This window comes from Rhodospirillales bacterium, assembly GCA_016699855.1.
In the GTDB taxonomy this organism is placed as follows: domain Bacteria; phylum Pseudomonadota; class Alphaproteobacteria; order Reyranellales; family Reyranellaceae.
The window spans coordinates 594,001-619,781 of sequence record CP064988.1; the positions used below are offsets into that span (position 1 = coordinate 594,001).

The window sequence follows — 25,781 nt, forward strand, 5'->3', positions numbered from 1 at the left end:
GTCCCGGCGGCGCCACCCGTCGTGACGCGGCTCGCCCGCGCCGTCGCCCGCTTCGCCGCGAAGGCCGCGCTCGGCCTCGTGGTGTTTCTCGCCACGCTGGCGACCGGCCTCTACTTCCATCTCCGCACCTCGATCCCCGACTACGGTGCCCGCCTGACGCTGGCGGGCCCGTCGGCGCCGGTCGAGATCGTGCGCGACCGCAACGCCATCCCGCACATCTTCGCCAGCTCGCTCGAGGACGCGCTGTTCGGCCTCGGCTTCGCGCACGCGCAGGACAGGCTGTGGCAGATGGAGTCGATGCGCCGGGCCGGCGCCGGCCGCTTGTCGGAGATATTGCCGCCACGATTCGCCGGCGCCGCGATCCTCGACGTCGACCGCACGATGCGCGTCCTCGGCGTGCGGCGGCGCGCCCAGGAAAGCCTCGCCGCGCTGTCGCCGCGCGCCCGCGCGCTGCTCGATTCCTACACCGCCGGCGTCAACGCCCACCTCGCCACGCACAGGGGTTCGTTCGGTCCCGAGTTCACGCTGCTACGGCACGCGCCGGAGCCGTGGACGCCAGCCGACTCGCTGGTGTGGGGCAAGCTCATGGCGCTCTCCCTCGACGGCAACTGGCGCGCCGAGCTGCTGCGCGCCCGCGTCGCCCGCAAGGTCGGCGAGGAGCGCATGCGGGAGATGTTCCCCGCCACCGGCACCGATAAGGACTCGACCCTGGCGATCCTCGGCGACGCGCTGCTCGATCTGCGGCTCGATCGTCTGTTCGGGGCCACCGACGGGCTCCTGACTCGCAAGCGCGAGGCGTCGAACGAATGGGTGCTGGGCGGCGCGCACACGGCGACCGGCAAACCGCTGCTGGCCAACGATCCGCATCTCGGGCTGAGCGCGCCCGGCACTTGGTACCTCGCGCGCCTCGTCGGACCCGACTTCGACATCCGCGGCGCCTCCTCGCCCGGGTCGCCGGCGATCGTGCTGGGGCACAACGGGCGGATCGGCTGGGGCTTCACGACCACCAACCTCGACAGCCAGGACCTGTTCGTCGAGAAGCTGGATCCCACCGACCCCGGAAAGTACGTCACGCCGGACGGCAGCCGCCCGTTCGCCGTGCGCGAGGAAGTCATCAATGTCAGGTTCGGCGAGCCGCTCAAGCTGCAGGTGCGCGAGACCCGCCACGGACCGGTGATCTCCGATGTGCTCGTGGCCAAGGAAGGCGACGTGCCGCAGGCGCACGTGCTGGCGCTGGCCGCGACGGCGCTCGATCCGGCCGACACCTCGGCGGAGGGCTTCCTCGGCATCGGCCTGGCCCGCAACTGGGACGAGTTCCTGGCGGCGACGCGGAAAATCGTCTCGCCGATGCAGAACATGGTCTACGCCGACGTCGACGGGAACATCGGTCTTGTGGCGCCGGCGAAGGTGCCGTTGCGGCGCAAGGGGGATGGCTCGGTTCCGGCGCCGGGCTGGACCGGCGAGTTCGACTGGGCGGGGTTCGCGCCGTTCGAGGAGCTGCCGCGCGCCTTCAATCCGCCGGGCGGCATCATCGTCAACGCCAACGCCCGCCTCGTGCCGGCGACGTTCCGCCACTTCATCTCGCGCGACTGGGCCGAGCCGTACCGGCAGCGCCGCGCGGCGGCGATGCTGAGCGGCGCCGGCCAGCACCGCGTCGGCGACATGATCGCGATCCAGGCCGACAATTTCTCGCCGGACACCGCCGACATGCTGCCGCCGCTGCTGGCGCTGAAGCCGCGCGACGCGCGCCAACGCAAGGCGATAGACATGCTCGGCGCGTGGAACCGCCGGATGCTGGCGGAGCGGCCGGAGCCACTGATCTACGCGGCGTGGATCCGCGAGCTCCACCGCGCGCTCTACGCCGACGAGCTGGGCGACGATCTCTTCGCCGACATGGTCAATCCCTCCGTCACGTTCCTCGCCGCGGCGCTGCGCGACCATCCGAAATGGTGCGACGACACCCGCACGCCGGCCGTGGAGACGTGCGCAGACATCCTGTCGAGAGCGCTCGACGCCGCGCTCGACGCTCTGCAGGCGCGCGGCGGCACGGCTATGGACAACTGGCGCTGGGGCGACATGCATTTCGCCGCCCACCGCCACCAGCTGCTCGACGCCGTTCCGATGCTGCGCGATCTCGCCTCGATCCGCTTTCCGATGGATGGCGGCGTGCATACGCTGAACCGCGCCGGATACAGCGTGCGCGGATCGACGCCGTTCGCGGCGAACCACGGCGCGGGCCTACGGGCGGTGTACGATTTCGACGACCTCGAGAACAGCCGGTTCGCGATTCCGCTGGGGCAGTCCGGCAATTTCCTGTCCCCCTGGTACCGCAACTTCGTCGAACCGTGGCGCGCCTTCGACTACCTGCGCATCACCGGGTCGAAGTTCGGGCTGCGCGCCGAGGGAGTCGGCACGGTCACCGTGATGCCGGCGGCGAAGTGACCGGAGCGGCTTCCGCCTCCTCGACCGCCGCCAGCCAGCCGCGGTAGCGGACCAGCCGGCCGAGAATCGGCATCGTGATCGACACGTCGAAGCGGAAGCGGCCGCGATCGTCGACGCGCTCGTTGGCGACGATGCGCGGCCACAGGAACCGCGGCATCGGAAAGCCGGCCGCCCGGAAGCCGATCAGCGCGAGATCGATGCCCTCGCCCGAGCACTCCACGCGCATCGCGAACGCCGTCGGACCGAAGCGTTCGACCACCGCGCCCGCCGCGCCACCCGGCACGTCGCACTGCGTCGACTTGAAGGACCGCGCGCCGAACGTGCGGCGCCAGGTCTCCACGCCGTCGCGCGCCAGCAGTTCGACCGTCACGGGAACTTCGCGTCCTTCGCCCGGAAATCCGAACACGCGGGCGGCGAGGCGCGCGAGGGGACCGGCCGCCCCGTCGATGTCGGCCGTCCCGTTGAACACCGAACGCGACGCGACGTCGTGCAGCCGTCGGACCGGCGCCGGCAACCCCGCCCACGCCGCGCCGGAGATGCGACGGTAGAGCGGCCGGCGTTCGCGGCGCTCGGTGCGAATCCGCAGTCCGTCCGCCTCGGCCAAGATCTCCGCGAGCGTCACAAGCCCGAGGCAGGCGCGTGCGCCGGGCGCGATCGACACGCCGGCGGCCAGCTTGCGCGCAAGCGCCACCGGCGCCAGCGCCGGCGTCCATGGGCCATCACCGTTCTCGGCGACCAATCGCCATCGCACCTCGACCGCGGCGCCGTCGGCGTCGCGGCCGGCGACATCGACCGTCATGCAACCGCGGTCGGTGCCGGCGAAGGCCGTCATCCGCGCCAGCGCCGTGAGCCCGCCGGCTAGAGGCGCCAGCGTCCGCGCCACTCCCCACCGTACCGGCCAGGCCAGAGCCCAAAGGCCGAGATGCAGCGTGGAGAGCTCGAGCCCGGCGTGGAAGGCGACGCGCTCGCGCACGCCGTACCGCGCCGGGAAAAGCGTCAGATCCGGCACATCGCAAAGTGAAAGCCAACGCCGGCCGATGCCGTCGCCGAACGCGCGGCGGCGCAGATCGTGCCACGCGACGCGCCTTCGCCATCGGCCCTCCTCCCACACGGAGATCGCCTGCCCGGCGCGGCCGACGATCGCCGCGATGGTCGCGCGCCCGCGCGGCGCGCGGTTGCCCGGCGCGATCGCGATGTCGATGGCGTCGACGCGCGACAGGCCGGCGGCGAGGGCGTCGACCACGGCCCCCGAAAGCGCCGGCACCGAGCTTGCGCCGCTCGCGACCACGACGCCGGCCCGCACCGCGGCCATGTTGAGCGCGCCGATCCCGGCCACGAATTCACGCGCGTCGGCGAGATCGACGTAGTGGGCGCCCATCGCCACGCACGCCTCGGCGACGCCGTAGTCGCGCCCTTGGAATGGTCCCGCGACGTGGATGACGATGGACGGCGCGATCCGCGCGAGCGTCGCGCGCCACCCCGCCGCGTCGAGGTCGATCGCGCACCCGCGCGCGTCGCACCCCGGAACATCGCGGCCCAACGCGGAGACGAGACCGGCCAGTCGCGACGCGTCGCGCGCCATGACCGTCAACCGGACGCCAGGAATCGCCGCCGTCAGGCGGCTGACATGGGCGCCGAACGCGCCCGTCGCTCCCAGTACGACGATGGTCGCGGGAGGGAACACCGCCGCTAGTCGAGAAACCGCGCGGCGAGCGCGGGCGACGGCACGAGACAGGAATCCCGCCGGCCGAACAGCCGGTAGCGGTTGCCCGCGATGATGTCGTACGCGGCGTCGCGCAGCGGCCGCGGGCATACTCTCAGTGTCCCGGCCCACCGCCACGGCCATGTGAGACGCGAGGCGACGCGGATGAAGGCCTCGGATTTGAAGTGGGCGCGGCCATCCTCGATCAGGACATTGCTCTCGAAGTCGACCGTGGAAAGGCCGAGATCGACAAGCAGCGCCTGTCCGAGCGGCGACTGCGCGGCCACGAACCGGTAGGCGCAGGCGCGGTCGCGCGCCACGACGAAACGCACGAAGCCGGCGCACAGCACGCAGACACCGTCGAACAGGATCACCGGACCCGCGCCGGGGATCGGCACGGCGACCCGCGTTCCGTTCGGTGGCACCGGGCGTCGGCCGACCATGGGTATCTTCCCTTCCGCGCGACGAGTGGACCGCGCCGGCGGCGGATCGGCGAGCCGTCAAAGCGTCGCATGGACGCCGCCCGTGCCACAAACGGCGCGACGGGGCCTCCACCGTCGTCGCGGGACTGGCCGCCACGCCCCGGTTATGGGACAGTGTTCTGGCCCGCGCCGGCCTCCACCGGACGGCGCCGAACGAGGTCAGGGCACGGCCACATGTTCATCCGGCAGAGCCAGGCGACACTCCGGTTTTTCCGCACGACGCCGGCGTTGCGGTGCCCGTATCTGCCGGGACGGTTCGAGACCAAGCTGGTCACGGAGCTCGCCGGCCCCGACGCGCTGGACGCCCACGACCGGCTAACCGACGCCGGCTTCCGCCGCTCGCATCAATACGTCTACAAGCCCCTGTGCGAGGGCTGCGCCGCCTGCGTCCCCGTCCGTGTGCCGGTCAGGACGTTCGAGCCCAGCAAGTCGCAGCGCCGGAACTGGCGCGCCAACGCCGCCGTGACCGGTGCCGTCGTGCCGCCGATGGCCACCAGCGAGCAATTCGCCCTGTTTTCCCGCTACGTCGCGGCGCGCCACGGCGACGGCGACATGGCCGAGATGGAGTTCGACGACTACCGGGCGATGGTCGAGGAGACGCCGGTCGAGACCCATCTCATCGAATTCCGCGAAGGCGGCCCCGGCGGCCGCCTCGTCGGCGCCTGCCTCACGGACTGGCTCGGCAACGGAATATCGGCGGTCTACAGCTTTTTCGATCCGCGGCTGCGCGGCCGCGCGCTCGGGGTGTTCACGGTGCTCTGGCTGGTTGAGGAGGCGCGCCGCCGCAGCCTTCCCTACGTCTATCTCGGGTACTGGATCGATGGCTCGCGCAAGATGGCCTACAAGGCCGCCTACCGTCCGTTTGAGACGCTCGGTCCGGACGGCTGGAGCCAAGGCGGCCAATAGCGCCCGCGCGGTGAAGCCCGCCGCCCGACCGCTCGTCGCCAGAGCAAAATAGCGTGGCAGCTCTCGAAGTTCCCTCCGGGCTGGCCGAGAAGCTGACCGGTTTCCTCCGCGATCGGATCGGCGCCGGCGCGCGCCTCGAGGCGTTCGCGCCCATGCCCGACGGCCACGCCGGCCTGACGTTCGGCTTCCGGCTGGATGTCGGCGATGGGGCGACGCCGCGCGACTACGTGCTGCGCATGGCGCCGGCAGGGGTGACGCGCCGAGGCAACACCGACGTGTATCGCCAGGCGCCCCTGCTGCGCGCGTTGCGCACCGCGGGCCTGCCGGTACCCGTGGTGCCATGGGCCGAGGCGGATGAAGAGCCTCTCGGCGCGCCGTTCATCGTGATGGAACGGCTGCCCGGCCGGGTGTTCCTGATCTGGGAGCCAGACGCCGCGTTCGTGCGCGAACCGATGGCCATCGACACGCTGTGGCGCACGCGGCCGCGACGCTGGCGCGATTCCACCGGCTGGACTGGCGGCGCGTTCTCCCGGACTGGGAGGGGCCGACGCCGCTGTCGGTCGAGCTCCGCCGATGGGACAAGGTTCTGCGCCACGCCCAGGACGCCGGATGGCTCGAAATCGGATTGCGCGTTCAGGCGGCGCTGCTTGCCACCGAACCCGAGCCCCGCGCGATCGGTCTGGTGCATGGCGATTTCCAGCCGGGCAATCTGCTTTACGGCGACGCCGGCCAGCTCCACGGCGTCATCGATTGGGAATTGGCGTCGATCGGCGCGCAGGGCCTCGATCTCGGCTGGTTGATGATGATGGGCGACCGCGGGGCGTGGGCGCCGGAATGGGCGCCGGTCACCGCGCTGCCGCCGGCGACCCTGCTCGAAGCGTACAGGGCGGCCGGCGGTCCCGTCGCCGAGCATGTCGACTGGTTCCAGGCATTCGCCGCCTACCGCATGGCGTCGATCGCCTGCCTCAACGTGAAGCTGCACCGCACCGGCCGTCGACCAGATCCGCTCTGGGACCGGTTCGCGCCGGCGATCCCCCACCTGTTTCGATGGGCGGCCCGGAGGCTGGAAAACCTGCCCGCTTGACCGTGAGGGAGCTCGGAGTCAGCGCCCGCCGAGCGTCGCGAGCAACGCCAACGTCGCCACGCCGACGACGATTCGGTACCACGCGAACGGCCCGAAGCCGTAGCGGCTGACGAAGCCGATCAGCCATTTCACCACCGGCAGCGCGACGATGAACGAGACGACGAATCCGACCCCGATGGCGGTCCAAGCTTGTCCGTCTCCGGCGAGCGTCGACCAATTCTTGTACGTGTCGTAGGCGGCGGCGCCGATCAGCGTCGGTATCGCCAGAAAGAACGAGAATTCGGCCGCCGCCGCGCGGTCGGCGCCGAACAGGCGCGCGCCCATGATCGTCGCGCCGGAGCGCGACACACCCGGGATCATCGCGACGCACTGGCATAGGCCGATCTTGAGCGCGAGCTTCCAGTCGATGTCGTCGACGGTCTTGACCGACGGCCGCGGCGCCATCCGCTCGATGATCAGGATCGCGACGCCGCCGACGATCAACGACACGGCGACGACCCAAGGATTGAACAGCGCGCGCTTGATGAAGCCGTGGGCCGCGATGCCGATGACCGCGGCGGGCAGGAAGCCGATCGCCACGTTCAGGGCGAAGCGCGTCGCGATCGGATTGCGGAACAGGCCGACCACCGTGCGCCACAGCTTCACGCGGTAGAGCCAGCACACCGCGAGGATCGCGCCGGTCTGGATCACGATGTCGAACACGTTGCCCGGCGGGCCCTCGAACCCGAGCAGGCTCTCCATCAGAAGGATGTGGCCGGTCGACGAGACGGGAATGAACTCCGTCAGCCCCTCGACGATCCCGAGGATCGCGCTTTTGACGACGAGGGTTGCGTCCATGGGGGATTCCGGAGGTCTAAAACTTGTTGGCGCGCGGCGAACCCGGCGGCGGCAGGCGCCCGGCCTGCGCCCGCTCGCCGATCCATTCCCTGAGATCGGCGGCGGTGCGGGTGCGCCCCTGCCACTGCAGCCCGGTCGCGAGGACGAAGGCCTTGGCGTCGCCGAGGCCGCCATCCTTGTGCTTCTGCAGGATCACGCCGCGGCCGCGCGCCATCTCAGGCAGCTCGGCGATCGGGAACACCAGCAGCTTGCGGTTCTGGCCGATGACAGCGACGTGGTCGGCGCCGTCCGGCACCAGCGAGCAGCACACCGCCTCCTCGCCGTCGCCGACGTTGAGCACCTGCTTGCCGTTTTTGGTCTGCGCCACGACCTCGTCCTCGGGCACGATGAAGCCGCGCCCCTCGTGCGAGGCCACGAGGAAGCGCCGGCCGCCCTTGTGGACGGACATCGCGACGATATCCTGGTCGTTGGCGAGGTCGATCATCAGGCGCAGCGGCTCGCCGTGGCCGCGGGCGCCCGGCAGGCGGTCGACGCCGATCGTGTAGAAGCGGCCGTTGGTGCCGAACACCAGCAGCTTGTCGGTCGACAACGCATGCAGCGTGAATTTCTCCCGGTCGCCTTCCTTGTACTTCAGATCGGCGGCCTGCTGCGGATCGAGATGGCCCTTGGCGGCGCGGATCCAGCCCTTCTCGGAGCAGACCACCGTCACCGGCTCCTTCTCGATGAAGGCCTCGATCGGCACGTCGACCGGCGCCGGCGCGTCGGCGACCTCGGTCCGCCGGCGGCCCTTCTCCGTCCGCGCGCCGTAGCGCTTGCGCAGTTCCTGCGTCTCCGTCGCGACCGCTTGCCACTGCAGCGAGTCGTCGCCCAGCAGCGCCTTGAGGTCCTTCCGCTCCTGGCTGAGCGTCTTGTGCTCCTTGCGGATCTCGACTTCCTCGAGCCGGCGCAGGCTGCGCAGCCGCATGTTGAGGATCGATTCGGCTTGCAGGTCCGACAGCTTGAAGCGCTTCATCAGCGCGGGCTTCGGCTCGTCGTCGCGGCGGATGATCTCGATCACCTCGTCGAGGTTGAGATACGCGATCAGGAAGCCGTCGAGCATCTCCAGCCGGCGCTCGATCGCCGCCAGCCGGTGGCGCGAGCGGCGCTGCAGCACCACGCGGCGGTGGTCGAGGTAGGCCTGCAGCGCCTCGCGCAGATCCATCACGCGCGGCACGTTGCCGGCGTCCAGCACGTTGAGATTGAGCGGGAAGCGGGTCTCGAGGTCGGTGACCTTGAAGAGCTGCTCCATCAGCGCGTCGGCCGGCACGTTGCCGCTCTTCGGCTCGATGACGAGGCGGATGTCGTCGGCCGATTCGTCGCGCACATCCTCGACCATCGGCAGCTTCTTGGCGTTGACCAGCTCGGCGAGCTTCTCGATCAGGCGCGCTTTCTGGACCTGGTACGGTATCTCCGTGATCACGATGCGGTACTGGCCGCGCGGCAGACCCTCCTTGGTCCAGCGCGCGCGGATGCGGAACGACCCGCGTCCCGTCCGGTACGACTCGACCACGGACTCGCGCGGCTCGACCAGCAGGCCGCCGGTCGGGAAATCGGGGCCGGGCACGTGGTCGACCAGCGTCTCGATGCGGGCGTTCGGGGACTTGATCAGGTGCAGCAGCGCGTCGCACAGTTCGCCGACATTGTGCGGCGGAATCGACGTCGCCATGCCGACGGCGATGCCGGCGGCGCCATTGGCGAGAAGGTTCGGGAACGCCGCCGGCAGCACCACCGGCTCGGTCTCGGAGCCGTCGAAGTTCGGCCGGAAATCGACCGCGTCCTCGTCGATGCCGGCCAGCAGGTCCTGCGCGACGTCCGTCAGGCGCGCCTCGGTGTAGCGCATCGCCGCGGCGTTATCGCCGTCGATGTTGCCGAAATTGCCCTGCCCGTCGACCAGCGGGTAGCGGATCGCGAAATCCTGCGCCAACCGAACCAGGGCGTCGTAGATCGACTGGTCGCCGTGCGGATGCAGTTTGCCGATGACGTCGCCGACGACGCGTGCGCTCTTCTTGTAGGGCCCGTCGGGGTCGAGGCGGAGCTGCTGCATGGCGTAGAGCAGCCGCCGGTGGACGGGCTTCAGGCCGTCGCGCACGTCCGGCAGCGAACGCGCCATGATCGTGCTGAGCGCGTACGAAAGGTACCGCTGCGACAAGGCTTCGCCGAGCGCGACGGACTGGGTGGGCGCCGGTGGAGGGAGCGGCGCGGCCGCTTGCGTTTTCTTGGCCATGGGCGAGGGGGACGACGACCGGAGGCCGCCGCGACGTCTTGATTGATGATTGGACAGCGTCGATAGCCTCCGGGCGGGCCCCGCGCAAGGGCCATCACCGTCACGCGACACGCCGCGCGCCGTGTGGACACGGCGGCCTCCGCGCCAGGATACTCAACCTCGCTGGAGGCCCTCGCCATATGGATTTCGAACCTTCCGAGCGCGCGCGCGCGATCGTCGAACGCGTCGAGGCGTTCTTCGCCGACGAGATCCTGCCGCGGCATCGCGCCTGGACCGAGCACGTGGTGCGCCGCCGCGAGCCCGCGCCGTTCATGGCGGCGCTCAAGGCGAAGGCGCGCGGCCTCGGGCTATGGAACCTCGGCCTGCCCGATCTCGCCGCCGACGAGCCGGGCACGCGCCTGTCGAATCTCGACTACGCGCCGGTGGCCGAGATCCTCGGACGCCTGCCCTGGGCGGCCGAGGCCTTGAACTGCCACGCCCCCGACGTCCCCAACATGATCATGCTCCAGCACGCCGCGACGCCGGCGCAGAAGGCGCGCTGGCTCCTGCCGCTGTTGGAGGGTCGCGCCCGCTCGGCGTTCGGCATGACGGAGCCCGCCGTCGCGTCGTCGGACGCGACCAATATCGCCGCCACGTTGCGGCGCGATGGCGACGCCTACGTGATCGACGGGCGCAAATGGTACATCACCGGCGCCGCCCATCCCGACTGCGCCTTCGTGATCGTGATGGGCGCGACGTCGGCGGACGGCGCGCGGACCGGACGGCACTCCGCCGTCGTCGTGCCGATGGACTCGCCCGGCGTGCGTGTCGTGCGGACGCTGCGCTACATGGGCTGGGAGGACCACGTCGCCCCCATAGCCGAGCTCGAGTTCCGCGACGTGCGCGTGCCCGTCGCGAACCGGCTCGGCGACGAGGGCGGGGGCTTCCGCGCCGCCCAGGTCCGCCTCGGCCCGGCCCGCCTGCACCACTGCATGCGCAGCCTCGGACTGGCGGAGGTTCTCGCGACGCTGACGCTGGCGCGCGCGGCGGAGCGACGCGCGTTCGGCCGCGCCGTGATCGACTACGACACCACGCAGCGCTGGATCGCGGAATCGCGGATCGAGATCGAGCAGGCCCGCCTGCTGGTATGGCGCACGGCGTGGCGCCTCGACCGCGACGGCCACCAGGCGGCGTGGCGCGACGTATCGATGGTGAAAGTCGCCGTGCCCGCGATGCTCCAGCGCGTCGCCGACCGCGCGGCGCAGGTGTTCGGCGCGATGGGCGGCGGCGACGACGCCCCGATCCACCACGCTTTCGCGATGGCGCGCACGCTGCGCGTCGCCGACGGCCCCGACGAGGTCCATCTCCGGCAGATTTTCCGGATGGAGCCGCCAGCCGCGACCGCGATCGCCGACTCCCCGTACATCACCCCGGCGGAGGGCGATTGACGCCGCCGCCGCGGCGCAGGAGGTCGATGAAGCGCTCGCGCGGCGGCGGCAAGGGTTTGTCGCGCGGCCAGAACACATGGCGCTCCAGGAAGTAGCCCGTCAGATCGAGGCCGGCGACGACATCTTCGACCGGCGGCGGCGCGCGGTCGCCGGCGAGGAACGGCGGCAGCGGAAGGAGCTTCGCCTTGTGCGGTTCGGCGGCCGCCCGGCACACCGCGCGCCCGGACTTCGGGGAGACATAGGCGAGATCGTCGGTCGCGCCGGTGGCGGCGCAGCTGGCGAGGTCGAGCGCGAACCCCAGCTCCTGCAACAAGCCGACCTCGAGGCGTACCAGCAGCGACGGCCAGCCATCGTAGCCGAGCGCCGACAGCAACGCGTCGAACCCGGCGAACACCGCCGGATGCGGCTCGCGCTCCGGCAGCACGGCGTCGATCGTCGCGCAGGCCGCGGCGAGGCCCGACAGGCACAGGGCGTCGTCGAGGGCGCGCGCGCCGTAGGCGGCCCGGGTCTCGCCCTTGTAGGTGCCGAGCTGGTCGGCGAGCCGCCCCCGCCACTCCGCCCTGACCCTGTTGCCCAGTTGCCAGATCGGCCGCTGCCGGCTCGATCCGCCGCCGTGCACGAAGCCCGCGTGCCGGCCACGCTCGCGCGTCAGCAGCGTGACGATCAACGCCGCCTCGCCATGCTCCCGCGCGGCCAGCACAAGCCCGTCGTCGATCCAGTCCATGGCGCCACTTCGCTCGACCCCGCCGGACGCGTCAAGGCCGGACGGGCGCCGCGCGCCCAGGCGGTTGTGCGACCATGCGGGCACAGGTCATGATGCGAGAGCGAATCAACGCCCGGAGGCCGGTGGAGATGGCGACTACGACCCGATCCACGACGATCGTCCGGCCGCCCGGCCGGGGCCCCTCGACGGCGACGAACCTGGACCGGATGGCGCTGTTGCGGGCGACCGAGATATTCGGGGGCCTTGAGGACCGCGACCTCGCGACGCTCGCGGCCTACTCCCGCGTCCGTCGGATGCGCAAGGGCGAGGTGATCTACCGGAAGGGCGACCGGGACGCGAGCATGGTCGTCGTCCTCGCCGGCCTGGTGAAGATCAGCGTTCCCTCGGCGTTGGAGCGGGAGGTCGTCCTGAACGTGATCCATGACGGCGAGGTGTTCGGCGAGATCGCGCTGATCGACGGCCGTCCTCGGTCCGCGGATGCCACGGCGATGACCGGTGGCGACTTGCTGGTGCTCGACCGGCGCGTCGTCCTTCCGTTCCTCCGCGCCAACGCGGACGTCGCGATCGTCTGCTGGAGACGCTGTGCGGGCGGATCCGGCGCACAAGCGAGCAGGTCGAGGACATGCGTTTCCTCGACTCCACCGGCCGCTTGGCCAAGACGTTGATCTGGCTGGCGGACGGCGCCCGCAGCCTGGGCGCGAACGACATCTCGGTGACGCAGCGCGAACTCGGCCAGATGGTCGCCAGCTCGCGGGAGAGCGTCAACAAGCAGCTCCAGGAATGGCAGCGCTCGGGATGGATCGCGCTGCGCAAAGGCGGCGTGACGATCCGCGACGGCGGTCGGCTGCGGCGGTTGCTCGACGACCGCGGCGCGCCATCCTGACGTCCCGACCGCACAGAGACGAGAAAGCCCGCCGGTCGCGGGACCGGCGGGCTTTCGGGAGCCGGGCGGAGCCGGCGAGGACTAGCGCTCGAGGGCGGCGCGGAGGTCGTCGAACGCGTTGCGCAGATCGCCTTCGACCCGGGCCCGGCGCTGCTCCTCCTCGGCGACGGCGTCACGCGAGAAGATCAGCCAGCTCAGGGTGACGCACGAGATTCCGATCGCGAGATCGTAGGCGAGAATGAAGTTCCGGCGGGCGATGTCGGCGGCGGAGTGCTCCGCGCCCGCCCAGTGCGCCGCCTCGAACCCGCCCAACGTGCCGGCCGCGAAAGCGATCGGGAACGCCAGAAGGACCGTTCCGGCGGCGACCAGGCCGCGCGTAAGGGCGGTATCGAGCGTCGGCGCGCGCACGGTCACCCACGTGAGAAGGATGCCGATCAGCGCAAGAATGATCATCGTCGCGAACGACAGGCCACCGTTGCCGGCACCGACCGCCGCAAAGACCGGCGGCGCCGTCACGAGGACCATCAGGAAGGAAAGCGCAATGTGCGCACCAGTCGTGGAACTGCGAACAAGAGCGGCCTTGGCCATGTTAATCCCCGTTAAAAAATCACTAGGTCGAATGCGTTTAGAACGTCGACTTAATGTACTTCTTATATCACTCATTCTTGGTCTATGAATTCAATTAAATTGCGCAACCATAGGAAAAATATATCAAAAAATCGTCAAAAAATTTTGAATCACAACCAATGGTGTCTCTCAGTCGCCGTATGCACAAGATGGAAAATGCACGAACGGGCGCTTTTGAACGCTGATATATCGAAGGAATACCATTGACATAATGTCATCTATAAGAGAATTATCGGACATTAATGATTCAAAGCATATTTTTGGATTTCTCTAGATGACCGTCAGGCGGACATTCCGGCATAGGTCGCTTTGTTCGAATCCAACCATCGCCGGCTGCGGACGTTACCGAAAGCCGCGTGCGCTTCATCAGAACAATGCGATCCTCGGCCACTAGCGGCTTCGCCGCCGTCGCCACCTACCTCGTGCTCGCACTGCTGGCGACCCGGAGCGCCGGCGCGCCGCGCTCGATCGACGCGGCCTGGACGCGAATCGATCCGGCACAGGTCATTGCCAATCTTGCCCAGCCATTGGCGTGGACGACCGGGCTTTCGAAGTCGGCATGCATGCTTCTTGCGATTGCCTGTGTCGGGATCGCGCTGATCGCCGTCTTCAAGATCGTTCGCGCGGTCACCCGTTAGCCGTCCGCGGCGCTACGCTGCGGGCTGGAACCATTCGTGCGCCCATTTGAACAGCGGCAACCCTGTGGCCTCCGCCAGCGACGCGTCGGCGAAGCCGGTGCCGACCATAAACGCCTCCTTGCGCGGCACGCCATGGGCCCGTAGCAACGCCGCCAGCCCGTCGCCCCGACTTCCCGCCGACGGCATCGTTGACAGGCCGACGGCGGCCGGTTTGCCGTCCAGTTCCACCCGGAGGCCGTCGCGCAGCCCCTCCAACGCGGCGGCATCGAGCTGCCCAAGAATGCCCGGATCCGCCAACAGGAATACGGGTCCCGGGAAGCGGCCCACCAATGCGGCCATCTCCGGCCGTGGTTCGGTGCGCGATCTCCCCCCCGCGTCCCGCCGGACGCGCGCGACGAGGCCCAACGGGAGCACCACCGTCGAGAGGTACGAGCCCGTGTCGAGCAGCGTGGCCGTCAACTCCCGATAGGTGATTCCCAGCCGTTCCGCGCGGGCCAGCCGCATGAGCGCGACCTCGGGCTTCGGTGTCTTCCAAGCCTGCGCCGTGGCGCGGCGCCAGATCCATGCCTCCCACGACATATCGAACGACGGCCCGCCGTTGTGGCCGAGGCCGGGCCGGCGCATCACTAGATCGGAGTTCGGATGGTGCCCGCTGCGGAAGACGCGGTCGCCCATGACGGTTTTGCGCTTTCTGGTCGTCCCGACCTGGAAATTGAAGGACCCGGCGAGCAAGTCGCACGCCCACGATGATACGCGCCATAGCGGCCGGGGAAAAGCGTGCGCCGGCATCCCGGCTGGCGCGCCGGGGCCGCGCCGAAGTGTGGACACACCCCCGGCCGTCCGGCATACGTGCCCGAAAGCGACGAGGACGCGCGACGCGGGCGTCCGCGACAACGGAGGAAGCCATGCCCATCGATCGCCGACTGCTGCTCGCCTCGGGCTTGGCGACCCTCGCCGCGCCGCTCGTCCGGCCGGCGTTCGCGCAGGTGAAATGGCCGGAACGACCGGTGTCGTTCGTGGTCGGCTACGCCGCCGGCGGTGGCGCCGACATCGTCGCGCGCGAGCTGGCCTATCTGCTCTCGCCCCTTCTCGGCCAGCAGGTGGTCGTCGAGAACAAGGGGGGCGCGGCCGGCGGCATCGGGACGACCTACGTCGCCAACGCCAAGCCCGACGGACACACGGTGCTCTACGCCGTCGGCACGAACGTCGTGCTCAACCCGCACGTCCTGAAGGGTTACCGCACGGACACGCTCGCGGACCTCGTGCCCGTGATCCAGACGACCGACTACCAGTACGTCCTCGCCGTGAACCCGGACGTGCCAGCCAAGGACGTCGCCGAACTCGTGGCGTTGGCGAAGAAGCAGCCGGCCAAGCTGACCTATTCGTCGTCGGGCGCCGGGGGCAACAACCATCTCGCCGGCGCGTTGTTCGCGACCGCGACGGGGGTCGACATCACGCACGTGCCCTACAAGGGCACCGGCCCAGCCCTCATGGACGTCATCAGCGGCGTGATCACCATGAATTTCTCGTCGTTGCCGCCCGCCGTCGGCCAGATCAAGGCCGGCAAGCTGCGCGCGCTCGCGGTGACCGGCACGACACGCGTGAGCGCGCTGCCCGACGTGCCGACGCTCGAGGAGGCGGGCATCAAGGGCGCGACCTTGAAGGGATGGCACGGGCTGTTCGTGCCCAAGGGGACCCCGGAGCCGGTCATCGCGAAACTCGAGGCCGACACCGCCGCGGCGCTCAAGGACCCGAAGATGAAGGTCGCCCTGGACAAGGACGGGCTCGACTTTGCGCCGCCGCGCACGCGCGAGGAGTTCGCGCGGGCCGTCCGCGAGGAGCACGCCTTCTGGGGCAAGAAGCTCAAGGAGCTGAAAATCGTCTTCGAGTAGACGCCACGACGGCGCCGGGCCGCCGGTGATGGCGGCCCGCCCGCAGGTCAGAGGTTCTTGGCGTTGCCCGGCAGGATCTCGGCGCGGATGCCGGTGCCCTTGGAGTCCGTGAACGTCGCGGTCGAGCCGACGACCTCCATCGCGTAGCAGTCCTTGTCCTCGTCGGGATATTTGAAACAGATCTTCTCGCCCTCGAGCGTCCACTTGCCGCTGACGATCTGGCTGTCGATCATCGACTTGACGACGCCGTCCTTGGAATAGAAGTCGGCGAACTCCTTGCCGTCGAGCTTGCCAGCCACGGTGTTGCCGACCAGCGCGGCCCAGGCCGCGATGCCCGTGAGCTTGGCGGGCGACGACGGCGACGGCGGCGGCGGTGGTGGCGTCGGCGCGGCGGCGGCGGGAGCTTGCGGCGCGGGAACCGCGGCCGGCGCGGCTCCGGCGGCAGCCGGGGGGGCCGACGTCGCGGGGGTAGCGGCCGGCGGCGCCGGAGCGGCCGCAGGCGCGGGAGTCGGAGCGGCCGCGGGCGGCGTGATCTGCGCAGGTGTTGCCGGCACCGATGCCGGTGGTGACGCCTGAGCGATCAGACCGCCATCGGGCGACGCCGCGCCGGGAACGGCGAGCATCAAGGCGGTTACGCAGGACACGGCCGCGATCGAGCGCCTCATGAGGGACGACGTCGTTTCCATTGGCCACCCTTGTGGTCGTACGCCGGCGTCGAGGTCCGGGCGGCGCCCGGCCGTGCCAGCGGCAGCGTGCATCAATCGTCGCGCTTGGTGCGTTCCATGCGCTCGTGGCGCTCCTGAGCCTCGACCGACAGCGTCGCGATCGGACGCGCCTCAAGACGCTTCAACGAGATCGGCTCGCCGGTCTCTTCACAGTATCCGTACACGTCCTCGTCGATCCGGCGGAGCGCCGAATCGATCTTGGAGATCAGCTTGCGATAGCGGTCGCGGGTGCGCAATTCGAGGGCCCGGTCGGTCTCGGCGGTCGCGCGGTCGGCCAGATCGGGCTGCGCCAGGCTCTCCTCGGTCATATTCTGGAGCGTCTGGTTGGACTCCTGCAGAAGCTCTTCCTTCCATTTCAGGAGCTTTCGACGGAAATACTCCTGCTGCATCGGATTCATGAACGACTCTTTGTCGCTCGGCCGGTAATTCTGCGGCAACGCGCTCATCATTCCCCTCTCCTGCGACGTCCCCGACTAGAAATCGGTTTTTCTTGGCCGGCCCCCGTTCCGGCTGGACGCGGAGTATAGGAATCGGCCGCCCCGAAACAAGGATTTCCATCGCTGGTCGACTGGACTGGTAGTGCAGCGCAGCATAGAGATTTGCGCATGAAATAGGCAGGTTTTTTGCGCGCGGCCAGTGGTCGCTCGCCGCTTCGGCGGCTTGATGCTGCATCTGCGAAAATGAATCCAGGCGACGGCGCTTGCGCGCGCAGAGGCTGATCGGTCCCTACTCCCTATCCGCGCCCGAGGAGGAGGCGGTCGATCGAGATCGACCCGGGCCCGCGCAAAAGGATGAACGCGAGGATCGCGAACCAGAGCACGTGGTCGGGATAGCTGACGGGATAGACGAAGAGCTGGATCACAGCGACCAGCCCGATCAGGGGGAGCGTCGCGAGGCGGGTGAACAATCCGAAGAGGATGAGGGCCGGCGCGCCGAGCTCGACTGCGGTGCCGAGATAGGCCGCCAGCTCCGGGGGCAGCAGCGGCACATGGTATTCGTCGCGGAACAGCGCCACCGCCTGCTCCATGTTCGACGCCTTGCTCCATCCCGCGCGCCAGAACACCGGCACGATCGCGATACGCATCAGCAGGCACAGCCAAGCCTGCGGGAACGCGTCGAGACGGTCGACGAGACGGCGATGGAGCGCGAGCATTCCCTTGTCCTCCCCGGCGCGCGTTCCGCCGATCAAGGCGTGTCGACGCGAAGGACGCCCAGCGCCAGCGCGCGCGCGAGCGCCCCGCCGAGATCGAAGGCGGGGTCGACGGCGCACGCGCGTTCGTAGGCGGCCGCGAGCGCGCCAGCGCTCCGCAGCGCGTCGTGAAACGCCAGCTCGCCGGCGGAGAGCGGCGCGAACGCCGCGTCATCGTCGCGCTGGAACACCAGAAGCGCGGCTCCGCCCGCGCCGAGATCGACCGGATCCGTCGTGGAATCGTCGCCGAGCGTCCAGATACGGTCGATCGGATAGGGCGACTCGACGATCGACACCGAACCGACGTGCCGCAAGCGCAGCGCGCCGATCGCGTCCGCGGGCACGGCCGCGAGAGTGGCCGCGGTCAGCGCGGCTTCCGCCGGCGCGTTGTAGGCGCGGTTCAGCGCCCAATCGAGACGAGCCACGTCGGCGAGATAAGGAAGCGTCGCGCAGGCCGGATCGGCGGCGACGAACGCCGGAAAGGCCGCACCGTACTCCGCGAGCACCGGCGCGGCCGGCGGATGGGCCACGACATGGCGCCGCGCGAGCGCGCCGAAGAACCCGGAGCCGACGACCCGCTCGACGGTGGCGAACGTCGCGGCCAGCGCGGCGGCGAGGCTGGTGAGGACATGGTGGCGGTAGACCGCCAGCCGCGCGCCGCCGTCGATCCGGTCGGCGACGACGCGCGCGGCGAGGTCCGGGGCGTCGCCATCGAGGATATGGGTGCGGAACGCCCGCTGCACATCGAGCAACGTGGGTCGCGCGTGGTCATCGCCCCGGCGAACGGCGGCGGACGCGTTCACGACGCGGTCTCCGCTAACGGCGCGCGAAGCGCGTCGTCGGCCTCGCGCGCCGCGCGCCGCGCCTCGTCGAGCAGCGTGTCGAGCGGCGGCACGTCGGTGTCCCATTCGATCAACGTCGGCCTGGCGCCATAGCGGGCGACGGCGTCGCGGTAGAGCTCCCACACCGCCTCGTTCACACGCGAGCCATGGTCGTCGATCAGGATCTCCTCTCCGTCGGCGTCGTTGACCGCGTGGCCGGCGAGATGGAACTCGCCGATGGCGGCACCGTCGATCCCCGCCAGCCAAACGCGCGGATCCCATCCCAGATTGCGGCCGGAGACGTGGACGTTGTTGACGTCGCACAGCAGACGGCACCCAGTGCGCGCGACGAGCGCCATCAGGAACTCGGGCTCGGGGATCGTCGAATGGCGGAACGCGAGGTAGCTGGAAGGATTCTCGATCAACACGGGCCTACGTACAGCGTCTTGGAACCACCGGACGTTGGCGGCGACGATCGCGAGCGACTCCTCGGTGTAGGGCAGCGGCAGGAGATCGTTCAGGTAGGCGCCGCCGACGACGCTCCACGACAGGTGCTCGGAGACCAGGACGGGATCGAGGCGATCCACCAGCCCGGCGACGCGGCGGAGATGGGCCGGATCAAGTCCTTCGGCAGACCCGAGCGACAGACCGACGCCATGTACGGAGAGCGCGGTCCCCTCGCGCACACGTTCGAGGCGGCGCAGCGCCGGCCCGCCGGAAAGATAGTTCTCGGCGTGGATCTCGAAGAAACCGACCGGCGGCGGCGCTCCGTCCATCTCGCCGAAGTGCCGCGCCCGCAACCCGACGCCGAACGCCGGGTGCGGGGCGGCGGGACCAGACCGCGTCGCGCGCACGCCGACGTCGAAATCCGGACCGGCGGGCGTCATGGCCGCCGCGGCGTCACTTGCCGGCGGTCAGGGACGCGCCGACGATTTTCGCGCAGGTGCCCTTCGGCACCGAGATCCAGGCGTCCTTCTGGGCGTCCCGCTTGGACGTGCCCGCGCAGGAGCTGGTCGCCGTCTGGCAGTCGTTCTGCCCGGCCTTGACGACCCCGTAGCACTTCTCGGTCTCCGCCGCCTTCTGCGCAGACACCAGCGACGGCGTCGCGAGCGAGGCGGCGATGGCCGCGGCGATGGCGATGTGGCTCGATCTCACGATGGTTCTCCTTGGTTCAGGCGCGCCGGCCGGACTTGCCCGGACGCGCTCCATTGACGGCGCGTACGATATCGCCGTCCCCGTCCATAACCGAATCAAGGCATCTGACGAAGCTGTGAGACGCGCTCACGACCCCGGAGCGGCCCACGCCTCCGCCCGGCTCCAATCCGCCGGCGTGTTGAGATTGAGAAACGGATCGCGCGCCCGCCGCGCCAGTCGAACACGGCCGATTCGCGGCGCGCCGCGAAGGCGCGCACGCTGCGCTCGCCCTCGTCCACGACCGCGCGGCGCAGATCGGGCAGCAGCTCGACCGACCACACCGCGACGGTGTGGTGCACCCGGCCGCGGTAGCGCACGGCCAGCACCTCGGCTTCCGGCACGTGCATGTGGCCGGCGAGATAGGCCGTGAGATCGGGCGGCAGGAACGGCACATCGACCGGCACGGTCAGCACCCACGGACAGAACGGATGCGCGCGGCGCGCCCATTCGAGCGCCGCGAGGATTCCCGCCAGCGGACCCGGGCGGCGTCCGTCGGGATCGGCCACGACCGCGTCGGACAGCACCGGCGCGCGGAAGCGCGCGAAACGGCCGGCGTCGAGATGGCCGCAGATAGCCACGTCCGTCACCTGCGGCCGCAGACGTTCGAGCACGTGCGCGATCAACGGCCGGCCGTTGAAACGCCGGAACGCCTTCTCCGGTCCCGGCCCAAGGCGCCGCCCCTCGCCGCCCGCCAGCACGGCGCCGACCAGCGCGCCCACGCGGATCGGGCGGTCGAGCGGCGGATGGATGCGCGGCATGCCGCGACTATGGCCGACGGGCGCGCGCTTCGACAACAGGCGCTTGGCGCCCGCGCGTGCCTTGGGCACACTGCGGCCAACCATCGGAGGAACACGCATGCCCGCCACGCCCGCCCAGATCGCCAGCTACATGAGGAAGGTGCGACGCTCCGGCGCGACCGTGCCGTGGTGGCCGAAGGCGATGACGCCGAGGACGGAGGATGGCGCCTACGCGGCCCAGGACGCCTTCCTGCGCAGGGTCGTGGCCGAGGACGGGCCGGTGGTCGGGTACAAGATCGGCCTCACCTCGCCCGCGATCCTCAAGCAGACGGGTCTCAAGGAACCGGCATACGGCCCGATCCGCAAGAACCGCGTGTTCCAGAAGCGGGCATCCCTCAAGGCCGCCAACCACACGCGCCTCGGGCTGGAGCTCGAGATCATCCTCACGGTGAACGCCGACGTGCCGAAGCCGGCGCGCGGCAAGCGGTACGACAAGGAGACCATCGCGCCGTACATCGAATCGGCGCGCGCCGGCTTCGAGCTGATCGAGGACCGCGGCTCCGACTACAGCAGGCTGTCGGCCATGGCGCTGATCATCGATCTCGGCTGGAACTGGGGCTCGCTGCTGGCGCCGGTGAACCCGAAGTGGCGCGACCTCGATGTCGGCAACCTCAAGGGGACGGTGTCGTTCGACGGCGAGGTGGTGGCCAGCGGCAACTCCGGCGACGTGCTGGGACATTGCTACAATTCGCTGGCGTGGGTCGCGAACCGGCTGGCGGACCACGGCAAGACTCTCCGCAAGGGCATGATCGTCTCGACGGGCTCGATGGTCGCCTGCCAGTTCGTCCCGCCGGGCACGACCGCGGTCGGCCGGATCGAGGGCCTCGGCGAGGTCACCGTCAAATACGGCTTCTAGCCGCTCCAATCGGGATCGGCGCGCAGCGCGCTCGCGGGCAGGCGGTGCACGCCCGAGTCGCCCAGCACCATCGCGTCGTACGCGCCCGAGAACAGCCCTGCGATCGCGTCGTCGCGGGCGCTGAGGCCGCCGGTGTAGGCGCCGAACGACGGCAGCACGAGGCGTCGTCCGTCGGTGACGAAGCAGCGTCGCCGCAAGCCCCGCCCGCGCACGGTAAGCGGCGCGACGGGATGGTAGTGGCCCGAGATCTCGCCGGCATGGTCGACCAGCGGCAGGCGCGAGGCCTCGTGGCGAAACGCCAGCGGCGCGAGCGCGATCTCGTGCGCGACGCGGCCGCCCCAGCCGCGCGGCGGGTCGGGATCGTGGTTGCCGACGATCCATATCCAGTCGGCGACGCGTGCCGTCAACGCCGCCAGCGCCGCGGCGTCGGCCGGATCGATCCGCTCCGCCGCCGCGGCGTCGTGGAAGCTGTCGCCGAGGCAGACGACGCGGCGCGGCGCCGTCTCGTCGATCGCCCGCGCCAGGCGCGCGAGGGTCTCCCGCGTATCGTAGGGCGGCAGCATCTGTCCGGTGCGCGCGCCGTACCACGAGCCCTTCTCGAGATGCAGATCGGCGACCGCGAGAACGCCCTCCTCCGGCCACCACAACGCGCCGTCGACGCGCGCGCGCAGCGCCGCGCCCGCGAGGAGAAATGCCGCCGCCTTCATGCGCCCACCATGTCGCGTCGATCGACTCCTCTCAAGCGTCTCGACGCTGGCGCGCGCCTCGGCCATGGTGGCGGCGCATGAAGCGCGCCGCACGGAGTCCGACGATGCCCACTACCGCCCGCACTGCCGAACCGGGGCGCCTGAGCGCCGCCCAGGACGTCGTCCGCTCGATGGCGGCCAACGGCGTCGATATCTAGGACCGCGTACCGGGAGTGGCCGCGGTGGCGTTCGAGCGCTTCGCCGTCGCGCTGGGCGACGGCACGATGGCGGGCCTGCGCTTCGGCGCCGATGGACCGCCCGACCTCGTATTCCTGCACGCCACGGGCTTCAACGCCTTGACGTACCGCGAGCTGCTGGCGCCGCTGGGCGCGCGCTGGCGCGTCGTCGCGCTGGACCAGCGCGGGCACGGTCGGTCGACATTGACCGCCGATCCGCGGCGCATCCACGGCTGGGATTTCCACGCCGACGATCTGGCCGGTATCCTGCCGTCGCTCGTGGAGCGCGCGCCGGTGCTGGCGGGCCACTCGATGGGCGGGGCCGTGGCGGCCATGGCGGTGGCGCGCGACCGCCGCGTGGCCGACCGCCTCGTGCTGCTCGATCCAGTACTCCCGGGGCCGGAGTGGAACCGCATCGCGCGCACGCTCGATCAGGCGGCGCGGATCGCCCATCTACCGATCGCGCGCGGCGCCGCCCGCCGCCGGTCGCGCTTCGCGTCGCGCGACGAGGCGTTCACCAGCTACGTCGGCCGCGGCGCCTTCGCGACGTGGACGGGAAGCGCGCTCGCCGACTATGTCGCGGACGGGTTCGACGACGCGACGGACGGCGGCGTCGCGCTGACGTGCGCGCCGGCATGGGAGGCCGCGACCTTCGCCGGCTCGTTTCACGACGGCGACGCTCTGGCCGCCAAACTCGACGTGCCGACATTGATCCTGCGCGCCGAGACGGGTTCGGCTACCCGCGCGACGGCGGCGGTCCAGCCTTCGACGATCGTCGAGACGTTGCCGGGAACGACGCATTTCCTGCCGATGGAACGGCCGGACGTCGTGCGCGAGCGGCTCGCGGCGGCGCTGGAGGCGCGCGACGCCGCCCTGACGTAGGCGTCATGGCCTGGTGTCGGGACGCGGAATCCACGTCCGCGAGAACGTCGAACCGAACAGCGTGCCGGCGAACACGGTGATCCCGCAGGCGACGCAGGCGAACAGTGCCGCCGTCCCCAGCCCGAGCCCATCGAGCACGACGCCGCCGCCACCGAGCACGATGGCGATGCGCGCGATGTTGGCGCCGAGCGGCCAGACCATGCTGCCGGTGCCCTGAGACGCGAAATACAGCGCCATCGCCAGCCCGAACAGCCCGTACACCGGCCCGACGATGGCGAGGTACAGGCGCCCCTGCGCCAGCACGCCGGGATCGCGCGTGAACATGCCGAGCCAGAGGTCGGGGAACACCGCCACCACCAGGCCGATCAGCCCCGCCGCGGCGCCGGCCATCGCCGCGCCGGTCCACGCGATGCGCCGCGCGCGGCGGTAGCGGCCGGCGCCGAAATTGGTGCCGACCATCGCAGTCAAGGCCGCGCCGACGCCGAACGCGATCGGGATCAGCATGTACTCGAGCCGGCTGCCGATGCCGTACCCCGCCAGCGCCGCCGGCCCGCCGCGGCCGACGAGGCCGGTCACCGACATGATCGTGACGTTCGTCAGCACGACCACGAGGCTGGAGACGATGCCGACCTTCAGGATGTCGACCCAGACCGCCCCGCTCTGGCGCCAGGCGGCTCCGTCCAGAGTCGACGCCGCCGAGGCGCCGAACAGCCGCCGCGCCATGATGGCCGCCGCCAGCGCGAAGGACAGCACCGCCGCCGCCGCCGGCCCGGTCACGCCCAGCGCGGGGATCGGGCCGAGCCCAAGCGTCAGCGCGCCGCTCAGCGGGACCTGCGCCAGCGCGCCGATCAGCAACGCCCGCCCAGGCGTCGCGGTGTCGCCGCAGCCGCGCAGAATCGAGGCGAACATGTTGGCGGTCCATACGACGACCGCGCCGAGGAACAGCACGCGCGCGAACAGGACGGCCTGGCCGAGCGCCTCGCCGCTGCCCCCGATCAAACGGTAGACGGACGGACCGAAGCCGACGAATACGATCGCGAACAGCGCGGACATGCCGAGCCCGAGCAGGATGGCGTGCGTCGCGACGCTCGCGGCGCGGGCCCGGTCGCCGGCGCCCAGCGCGCGCGCCACGGCCGACGACACGCCGCCCCCCATCGCGCCGGCCGACATCATGCCGAGCATCATCTGGGTCGGGAACACCAGCGACAGGGCGGCCAGCGGCACGGTGCCGAGCTTGCCGACGAACCACGCGTCGGCGATCGCCACCGCGGTCTGGCCGGCCACGCCGGCGACGTTGGGCGCCGACAAGGCCAGGATCGTGCGCGCGACCGGACCGTCGAGCATCCGCCGCCGCCGGTCGGCGAGCGTCATCGGCGGCATCGGCCTGTCCCCTCCCGTGCCGGATCGTCGCGGGAACGCGCGGTCAACGAACGGCCATCAATCGAGCTTGATGTTGGCGCGCTGGATCACCGTGGTCCAGGTCTCCGCCTGCTTCACGAGGGCGTCGCGCAGCCCCTCGGGCGTCGAGTACACCGCCTGGCTACCCATCGCCGCGAACCGCTCCACCACGGCCGGATCCTTGAGCACCTTCTCCATCGCCGCGCCCAGGGCCGCGACCACCTCGGGCGGCGTCCGCGCCGGCGCGATCAGTCCGAACAGCGTGATCGCCTCGAAACCCTTCAGCCCGGCCTCGTCCATGGTCGGCACGTCCGGCAGCGACGGCGCGCGCGACAGCGACGTGACCGCCAGCGCCTTCACCTTGCCGGCGCGGATATGCGGCAGCGCGGCGGCGAGCTGGTCGAACTGGAGCTGCACCTGGCCTCCGAGGAGGTCGGCGGTGGCCGGCGCGCTGCCCTTGTAGTGCACCATCTCCCAGCGCGCGCCGGTGCTCTGGAGCACGAGTTCGCCGGCGAGGTGGTTGATCGAGCCGGCGCTCGCCGTGGCCATCGACAGTTTGCCGCCGTCCTTCTTCGCCAGCGCGATCAGCTCCTGGACGCTCGCCGCCGGCAGCGCGGGATGCGCGATCAGCGCCATTGGCTGCGTCAGGATCGTGCTGACGAACGCAAAATCCTTGCGCCAGTCGAACGGCGCTCGACCGAACAGGACCGGGCTGTTGACCAGCGAGTTCGATGTCAGCAGCAGCGTGTAGCCATCCGGCGCCGCCTTCGCGACGGCCTCGGCGCCGATCATGGCGCCGGCGCCGGGCTTGTTCTCGACGATGACGGGCTGGCCGAGGATCGGTTGGAGTTTCTCAGCGACCAGGCGCGCCGCGAGGTCCACGCCGCCGCCGGGCGCGAACGGCGCCACGATTTTGACAGGACGATCCGGATACTTCTGCGCCATGGCCGGCGCGCCGGCCGACGACAGCGCCGCCACCACCACGGCGGTGAATCGCGGGACCGAGCCGATGAACCGCCGGGCCGACCGATACATGCAATCCCTCCCGCCGCCGAACGCGGCGGAACCGTACAGGACCGCCGGCGCGCGA

The 25,781-nt window shown here is 70.5% G+C and carries 27 protein-coding genes and 1 pseudogene; 11 read left to right on the forward strand and 17 right to left on the reverse strand.

Translation table 11 applies throughout. The annotated features are described in order from the left end of the window. The first annotated feature begins 21 nt into the window (after nucleotides 1-21). On the forward strand, nucleotides 22-2,442 hold the full coding sequence (locus IPK81_02840) for a penicillin acylase family protein (protein ID QQS13210.1): 2,421 nt from the start codon (nucleotides 22-24) through the stop codon (nucleotides 2,440-2,442). Here IPK81_02840 and IPK81_02845 read toward each other — a convergent pair. Next, complete coding sequence (locus IPK81_02845; GenBank protein ID QQS13211.1) at nucleotides 2,417-4,126, reverse strand: DUF4166 domain-containing protein; 1,710 nt, start codon at nucleotides 4,124-4,126, stop codon at nucleotides 2,417-2,419. The two genes, IPK81_02840 and IPK81_02845, sit on opposite strands and share 26 nt — an antisense overlap. Before the next feature lie 5 nt (nucleotides 4,127-4,131). Then, nucleotides 4,132-4,587, reverse strand: a complete 456-nt coding sequence (locus IPK81_02850; GenBank protein QQS13212.1) for a thiol-disulfide oxidoreductase DCC family protein — start codon at nucleotides 4,585-4,587, stop codon at nucleotides 4,132-4,134. 213 nt (nucleotides 4,588-4,800) lie between these two features. Between IPK81_02850 and IPK81_02855 the strand changes: the two genes are divergently transcribed. From IPK81_02855 to IPK81_02865, 3 genes and pseudogenes are all read left to right on the forward strand, one after another. Further along, the gene (locus IPK81_02855) at nucleotides 4,801-5,532 is read left to right on the forward strand and encodes an arginyltransferase (protein QQS13213.1); all 732 of its coding nucleotides are present in this window, start codon (nucleotides 4,801-4,803) and stop codon (nucleotides 5,530-5,532) included. Nucleotides 5,533-5,684: 152 nt separating this feature from the next. Then, nucleotides 5,685-5,957 (forward strand): annotated as a pseudogene (locus tag IPK81_02860) (phosphotransferase). 44 nt (nucleotides 5,958-6,001) lie between these two features. After that, nucleotides 6,002-6,616: a phosphotransferase gene (locus IPK81_02865; GenBank protein ID QQS13214.1), complete on the forward strand. Its 615-nt coding sequence runs from the start codon at nucleotides 6,002-6,004 to the stop codon at nucleotides 6,614-6,616. 18 nt (nucleotides 6,617-6,634) lie between these two features. On the opposite strand, the gene IPK81_02870 is transcribed toward IPK81_02865, so the two are convergent. Further along, a complete protein-coding gene (locus tag IPK81_02870; protein ID QQS13215.1) occupies nucleotides 6,635-7,453 on the reverse strand; it encodes an undecaprenyl-diphosphate phosphatase in 819 nt (272 codons plus the stop codon). Nucleotides 7,454-7,469: 16 nt separating this feature from the next. Then, entirely contained in the window at nucleotides 7,470-9,716 is a 2,247-nt protein-coding gene (gene parC / locus IPK81_02875; GenBank protein ID QQS13216.1) for a DNA topoisomerase IV subunit A, read from the reverse strand. 179 nt (nucleotides 9,717-9,895) lie between these two features. Here parC and IPK81_02880 point away from each other — a divergent pair, with 179 nt between their 5' ends. Further along, nucleotides 9,896-11,143 (forward strand): acyl-CoA dehydrogenase family protein, encoded by a 1,248-nt coding sequence (locus IPK81_02880; protein QQS13217.1) that lies wholly within the window; start codon nucleotides 9,896-9,898, stop codon nucleotides 11,141-11,143. On the opposite strand, the gene recO is transcribed toward IPK81_02880, so the two are convergent. Beyond that, the gene (gene recO / locus IPK81_02885) at nucleotides 11,121-11,867 is read right to left on the reverse strand and encodes a DNA repair protein RecO (GenBank protein ID QQS13218.1); all 747 of its coding nucleotides are present in this window, start codon (nucleotides 11,865-11,867) and stop codon (nucleotides 11,121-11,123) included. The two genes, IPK81_02880 and recO, sit on opposite strands and share 23 nt — an antisense overlap. A 128-nt stretch (nucleotides 11,868-11,995) precedes the next feature. On the opposite strand from recO, the gene IPK81_02890 reads away from it, so the two are divergent. Continuing rightward, entirely contained in the window at nucleotides 11,996-12,532 is a 537-nt protein-coding gene (locus IPK81_02890) for a cyclic nucleotide-binding domain-containing protein (protein ID QQS13219.1), read from the forward strand. Next, nucleotides 12,490-12,750 carry a winged helix-turn-helix domain-containing protein gene (locus IPK81_02895; GenBank protein ID QQS13220.1) on the forward strand — a complete coding sequence of 87 codons (261 nt, stop codon included), beginning with the start codon at nucleotides 12,490-12,492 and terminating at the stop codon, nucleotides 12,748-12,750. The genes IPK81_02890 and IPK81_02895 overlap by 43 nt, the downstream gene beginning before the upstream one ends. An 81-nt stretch (nucleotides 12,751-12,831) precedes the next feature. Here the strand turns inward: IPK81_02895 and IPK81_02900 are convergent, their stop codons facing one another. Then, entirely contained in the window at nucleotides 12,832-13,338 is a 507-nt protein-coding gene (locus IPK81_02900) for a hypothetical protein (protein ID QQS13221.1), read from the reverse strand. A gap of 395 nt (nucleotides 13,339-13,733) precedes the next feature. Here IPK81_02900 and IPK81_02905 point away from each other — a divergent pair, with 395 nt between their 5' ends. Then, nucleotides 13,734-14,015, forward strand: coding sequence for a hypothetical protein (locus IPK81_02905; protein QQS13222.1), 282 nt, complete (start codon nucleotides 13,734-13,736; stop codon nucleotides 14,013-14,015). A gap of 12 nt (nucleotides 14,016-14,027) precedes the next feature. Here the strand turns inward: IPK81_02905 and IPK81_02910 are convergent, their stop codons facing one another. Beyond that, a complete protein-coding gene (locus tag IPK81_02910) occupies nucleotides 14,028-14,747 on the reverse strand; it encodes a hypothetical protein (protein ID QQS13223.1) in 720 nt (239 codons plus the stop codon). A 173-nt stretch (nucleotides 14,748-14,920) separates the two neighbouring features. Between IPK81_02910 and IPK81_02915 the strand changes: the two genes are divergently transcribed. Next, nucleotides 14,921-15,907, forward strand: a complete 987-nt coding sequence (locus IPK81_02915; protein QQS13224.1) for a tripartite tricarboxylate transporter substrate binding protein — start codon at nucleotides 14,921-14,923, stop codon at nucleotides 15,905-15,907. Between the two features lie 47 nt (nucleotides 15,908-15,954). Here IPK81_02915 and IPK81_02920 read toward each other — a convergent pair whose 3' ends face one another. From IPK81_02920 to IPK81_02950, 7 genes are all read right to left on the reverse strand, one after another. Then, complete coding sequence (locus tag IPK81_02920) at nucleotides 15,955-16,206, reverse strand: hypothetical protein (protein ID QQS13225.1); 252 nt, start codon at nucleotides 16,204-16,206, stop codon at nucleotides 15,955-15,957. Nucleotides 16,207-16,664: 458 nt separating this feature from the next. Then, nucleotides 16,665-17,081 carry an RNA polymerase-binding protein DksA gene (dksA, locus tag IPK81_02925; GenBank protein ID QQS13226.1) on the reverse strand — a complete coding sequence of 139 codons (417 nt, stop codon included), beginning with the start codon at nucleotides 17,079-17,081 and terminating at the stop codon, nucleotides 16,665-16,667. 284 nt (nucleotides 17,082-17,365) lie between these two features. Beyond that, nucleotides 17,366-17,785: a DoxX family protein gene (locus IPK81_02930; protein ID QQS13227.1), complete on the reverse strand. Its 420-nt coding sequence runs from the start codon at nucleotides 17,783-17,785 to the stop codon at nucleotides 17,366-17,368. A gap of 32 nt (nucleotides 17,786-17,817) precedes the next feature. After that, nucleotides 17,818-18,624, reverse strand: a complete 807-nt coding sequence (locus tag IPK81_02935) for a putative DNA-binding domain-containing protein (protein QQS13228.1) — start codon at nucleotides 18,622-18,624, stop codon at nucleotides 17,818-17,820. Further along, entirely contained in the window at nucleotides 18,621-19,529 is a 909-nt protein-coding gene (locus tag IPK81_02940) for a DUF692 domain-containing protein (GenBank protein QQS13229.1), read from the reverse strand. The genes IPK81_02935 and IPK81_02940 overlap by 4 nt, the downstream gene beginning before the upstream one ends. 13 nt (nucleotides 19,530-19,542) lie before the next feature. Further along, the gene (locus IPK81_02945; GenBank protein QQS13230.1) at nucleotides 19,543-19,851 is read right to left on the reverse strand and encodes a DUF2282 domain-containing protein; all 309 of its coding nucleotides are present in this window, start codon (nucleotides 19,849-19,851) and stop codon (nucleotides 19,543-19,545) included. A 41-nt stretch (nucleotides 19,852-19,892) separates the two neighbouring features. Next, on the reverse strand, nucleotides 19,893-20,663 hold the full coding sequence (locus IPK81_02950; protein ID QQS13231.1) for a molybdenum cofactor guanylyltransferase: 771 nt from the start codon (nucleotides 20,661-20,663) through the stop codon (nucleotides 19,893-19,895). A 28-nt stretch (nucleotides 20,664-20,691) separates the two neighbouring features. On the opposite strand from IPK81_02950, the gene IPK81_02955 reads away from it, so the two are divergent. Continuing rightward, on the forward strand, nucleotides 20,692-21,489 hold the full coding sequence (locus IPK81_02955; protein QQS13232.1) for a hypothetical protein: 798 nt from the start codon (nucleotides 20,692-20,694) through the stop codon (nucleotides 21,487-21,489). Here the strand turns inward: IPK81_02955 and pdeM are convergent. After that, on the reverse strand, nucleotides 21,486-22,196 hold the full coding sequence (pdeM, locus tag IPK81_02960; GenBank protein ID QQS13233.1) for a ligase-associated DNA damage response endonuclease PdeM: 711 nt from the start codon (nucleotides 22,194-22,196) through the stop codon (nucleotides 21,486-21,488). The genes IPK81_02955 and pdeM overlap by 4 nt on opposite strands. A 263-nt stretch (nucleotides 22,197-22,459) precedes the next feature. Between pdeM and IPK81_02965 the strand changes: the two genes are divergently transcribed. After that, a complete protein-coding gene (locus IPK81_02965; GenBank protein QQS14935.1) occupies nucleotides 22,460-23,293 on the forward strand; it encodes an alpha/beta hydrolase in 834 nt (277 codons plus the stop codon). Nucleotides 23,294-23,296: 3 nt separating this feature from the next. Here the strand turns inward: IPK81_02965 and IPK81_02970 are convergent, their stop codons facing one another. After that, nucleotides 23,297-24,673, reverse strand: coding sequence for an MATE family efflux transporter (locus IPK81_02970; GenBank protein QQS13234.1), 1,377 nt, complete (start codon nucleotides 24,671-24,673; stop codon nucleotides 23,297-23,299). Between the two features lie 57 nt (nucleotides 24,674-24,730). Further along, entirely contained in the window at nucleotides 24,731-25,726 is a 996-nt protein-coding gene (locus IPK81_02975; GenBank protein ID QQS13235.1) for a tripartite tricarboxylate transporter substrate binding protein, read from the reverse strand. Nucleotides 25,727-25,781: the final 55 nt, after the last annotated feature.

Coding starts and splice junctions, on each gene's coding strand:
- IPK81_02855 (QQS13213.1), top strand. CDS start 4,801: ATGTTCATCCGGCAGAGCCAGGCGACACTCCGGTTTTTCCGCACGACG.
- IPK81_02930 (QQS13227.1), bottom strand. CDS start 17,785: ATGCTCGCGCTCCATCGCCGTCTCGTCGACCGTCTCGACGCGTTCCCG.
- recO (QQS13218.1), bottom strand. CDS start 11,867: ATGGACTGGATCGACGACGGGCTTGTGCTGGCCGCGCGGGAGCATGGC.
- IPK81_02945 (QQS13230.1), bottom strand. CDS start 19,851: ATGGAGCGCGTCCGGGCAAGTCCGGCCGGCGCGCCTGAACCAAGGAGA.
- IPK81_02895 (QQS13220.1), top strand. CDS start 12,490: ATGCGTTTCCTCGACTCCACCGGCCGCTTGGCCAAGACGTTGATCTGG.
- IPK81_02970 (QQS13234.1), bottom strand. CDS start 24,673: ATGCCGCCGATGACGCTCGCCGACCGGCGGCGGCGGATGCTCGACGGT.
- pdeM (QQS13233.1), bottom strand. CDS start 22,196: ATGAAGGCGGCGGCATTTCTCCTCGCGGGCGCGGCGCTGCGCGCGCGC.
- parC (QQS13216.1), bottom strand. CDS start 9,716: ATGGCCAAGAAAACGCAAGCGGCCGCGCCGCTCCCTCCACCGGCGCCC.
- IPK81_02880 (QQS13217.1), top strand. CDS start 9,896: ATGGATTTCGAACCTTCCGAGCGCGCGCGCGCGATCGTCGAACGCGTC.
- IPK81_02900 (QQS13221.1), bottom strand. CDS start 13,338: ATGGCCAAGGCCGCTCTTGTTCGCAGTTCCACGACTGGTGCGCACATT.
- IPK81_02965 (QQS14935.1), top strand. CDS start 22,460: ATGGCGGGCCTGCGCTTCGGCGCCGATGGACCGCCCGACCTCGTATTC.
- IPK81_02850 (QQS13212.1), bottom strand. CDS start 4,587: ATGGTCGGCCGACGCCCGGTGCCACCGAACGGAACGCGGGTCGCCGTG.
- IPK81_02915 (QQS13224.1), top strand. CDS start 14,921: ATGCCCATCGATCGCCGACTGCTGCTCGCCTCGGGCTTGGCGACCCTC.
- IPK81_02870 (QQS13215.1), bottom strand. CDS start 7,453: ATGGACGCAACCCTCGTCGTCAAAAGCGCGATCCTCGGGATCGTCGAG.
- dksA (QQS13226.1), bottom strand. CDS start 17,081: ATGATGAGCGCGTTGCCGCAGAATTACCGGCCGAGCGACAAAGAGTCG.
- IPK81_02955 (QQS13232.1), top strand. CDS start 20,692: ATGCCCGCCACGCCCGCCCAGATCGCCAGCTACATGAGGAAGGTGCGA.
- IPK81_02975 (QQS13235.1), bottom strand. CDS start 25,726: ATGTATCGGTCGGCCCGGCGGTTCATCGGCTCGGTCCCGCGATTCACC.
- IPK81_02890 (QQS13219.1), top strand. CDS start 11,996: ATGGCGACTACGACCCGATCCACGACGATCGTCCGGCCGCCCGGCCGG.
- IPK81_02940 (QQS13229.1), bottom strand. CDS start 19,529: ATGACGCCCGCCGGTCCGGATTTCGACGTCGGCGTGCGCGCGACGCGG.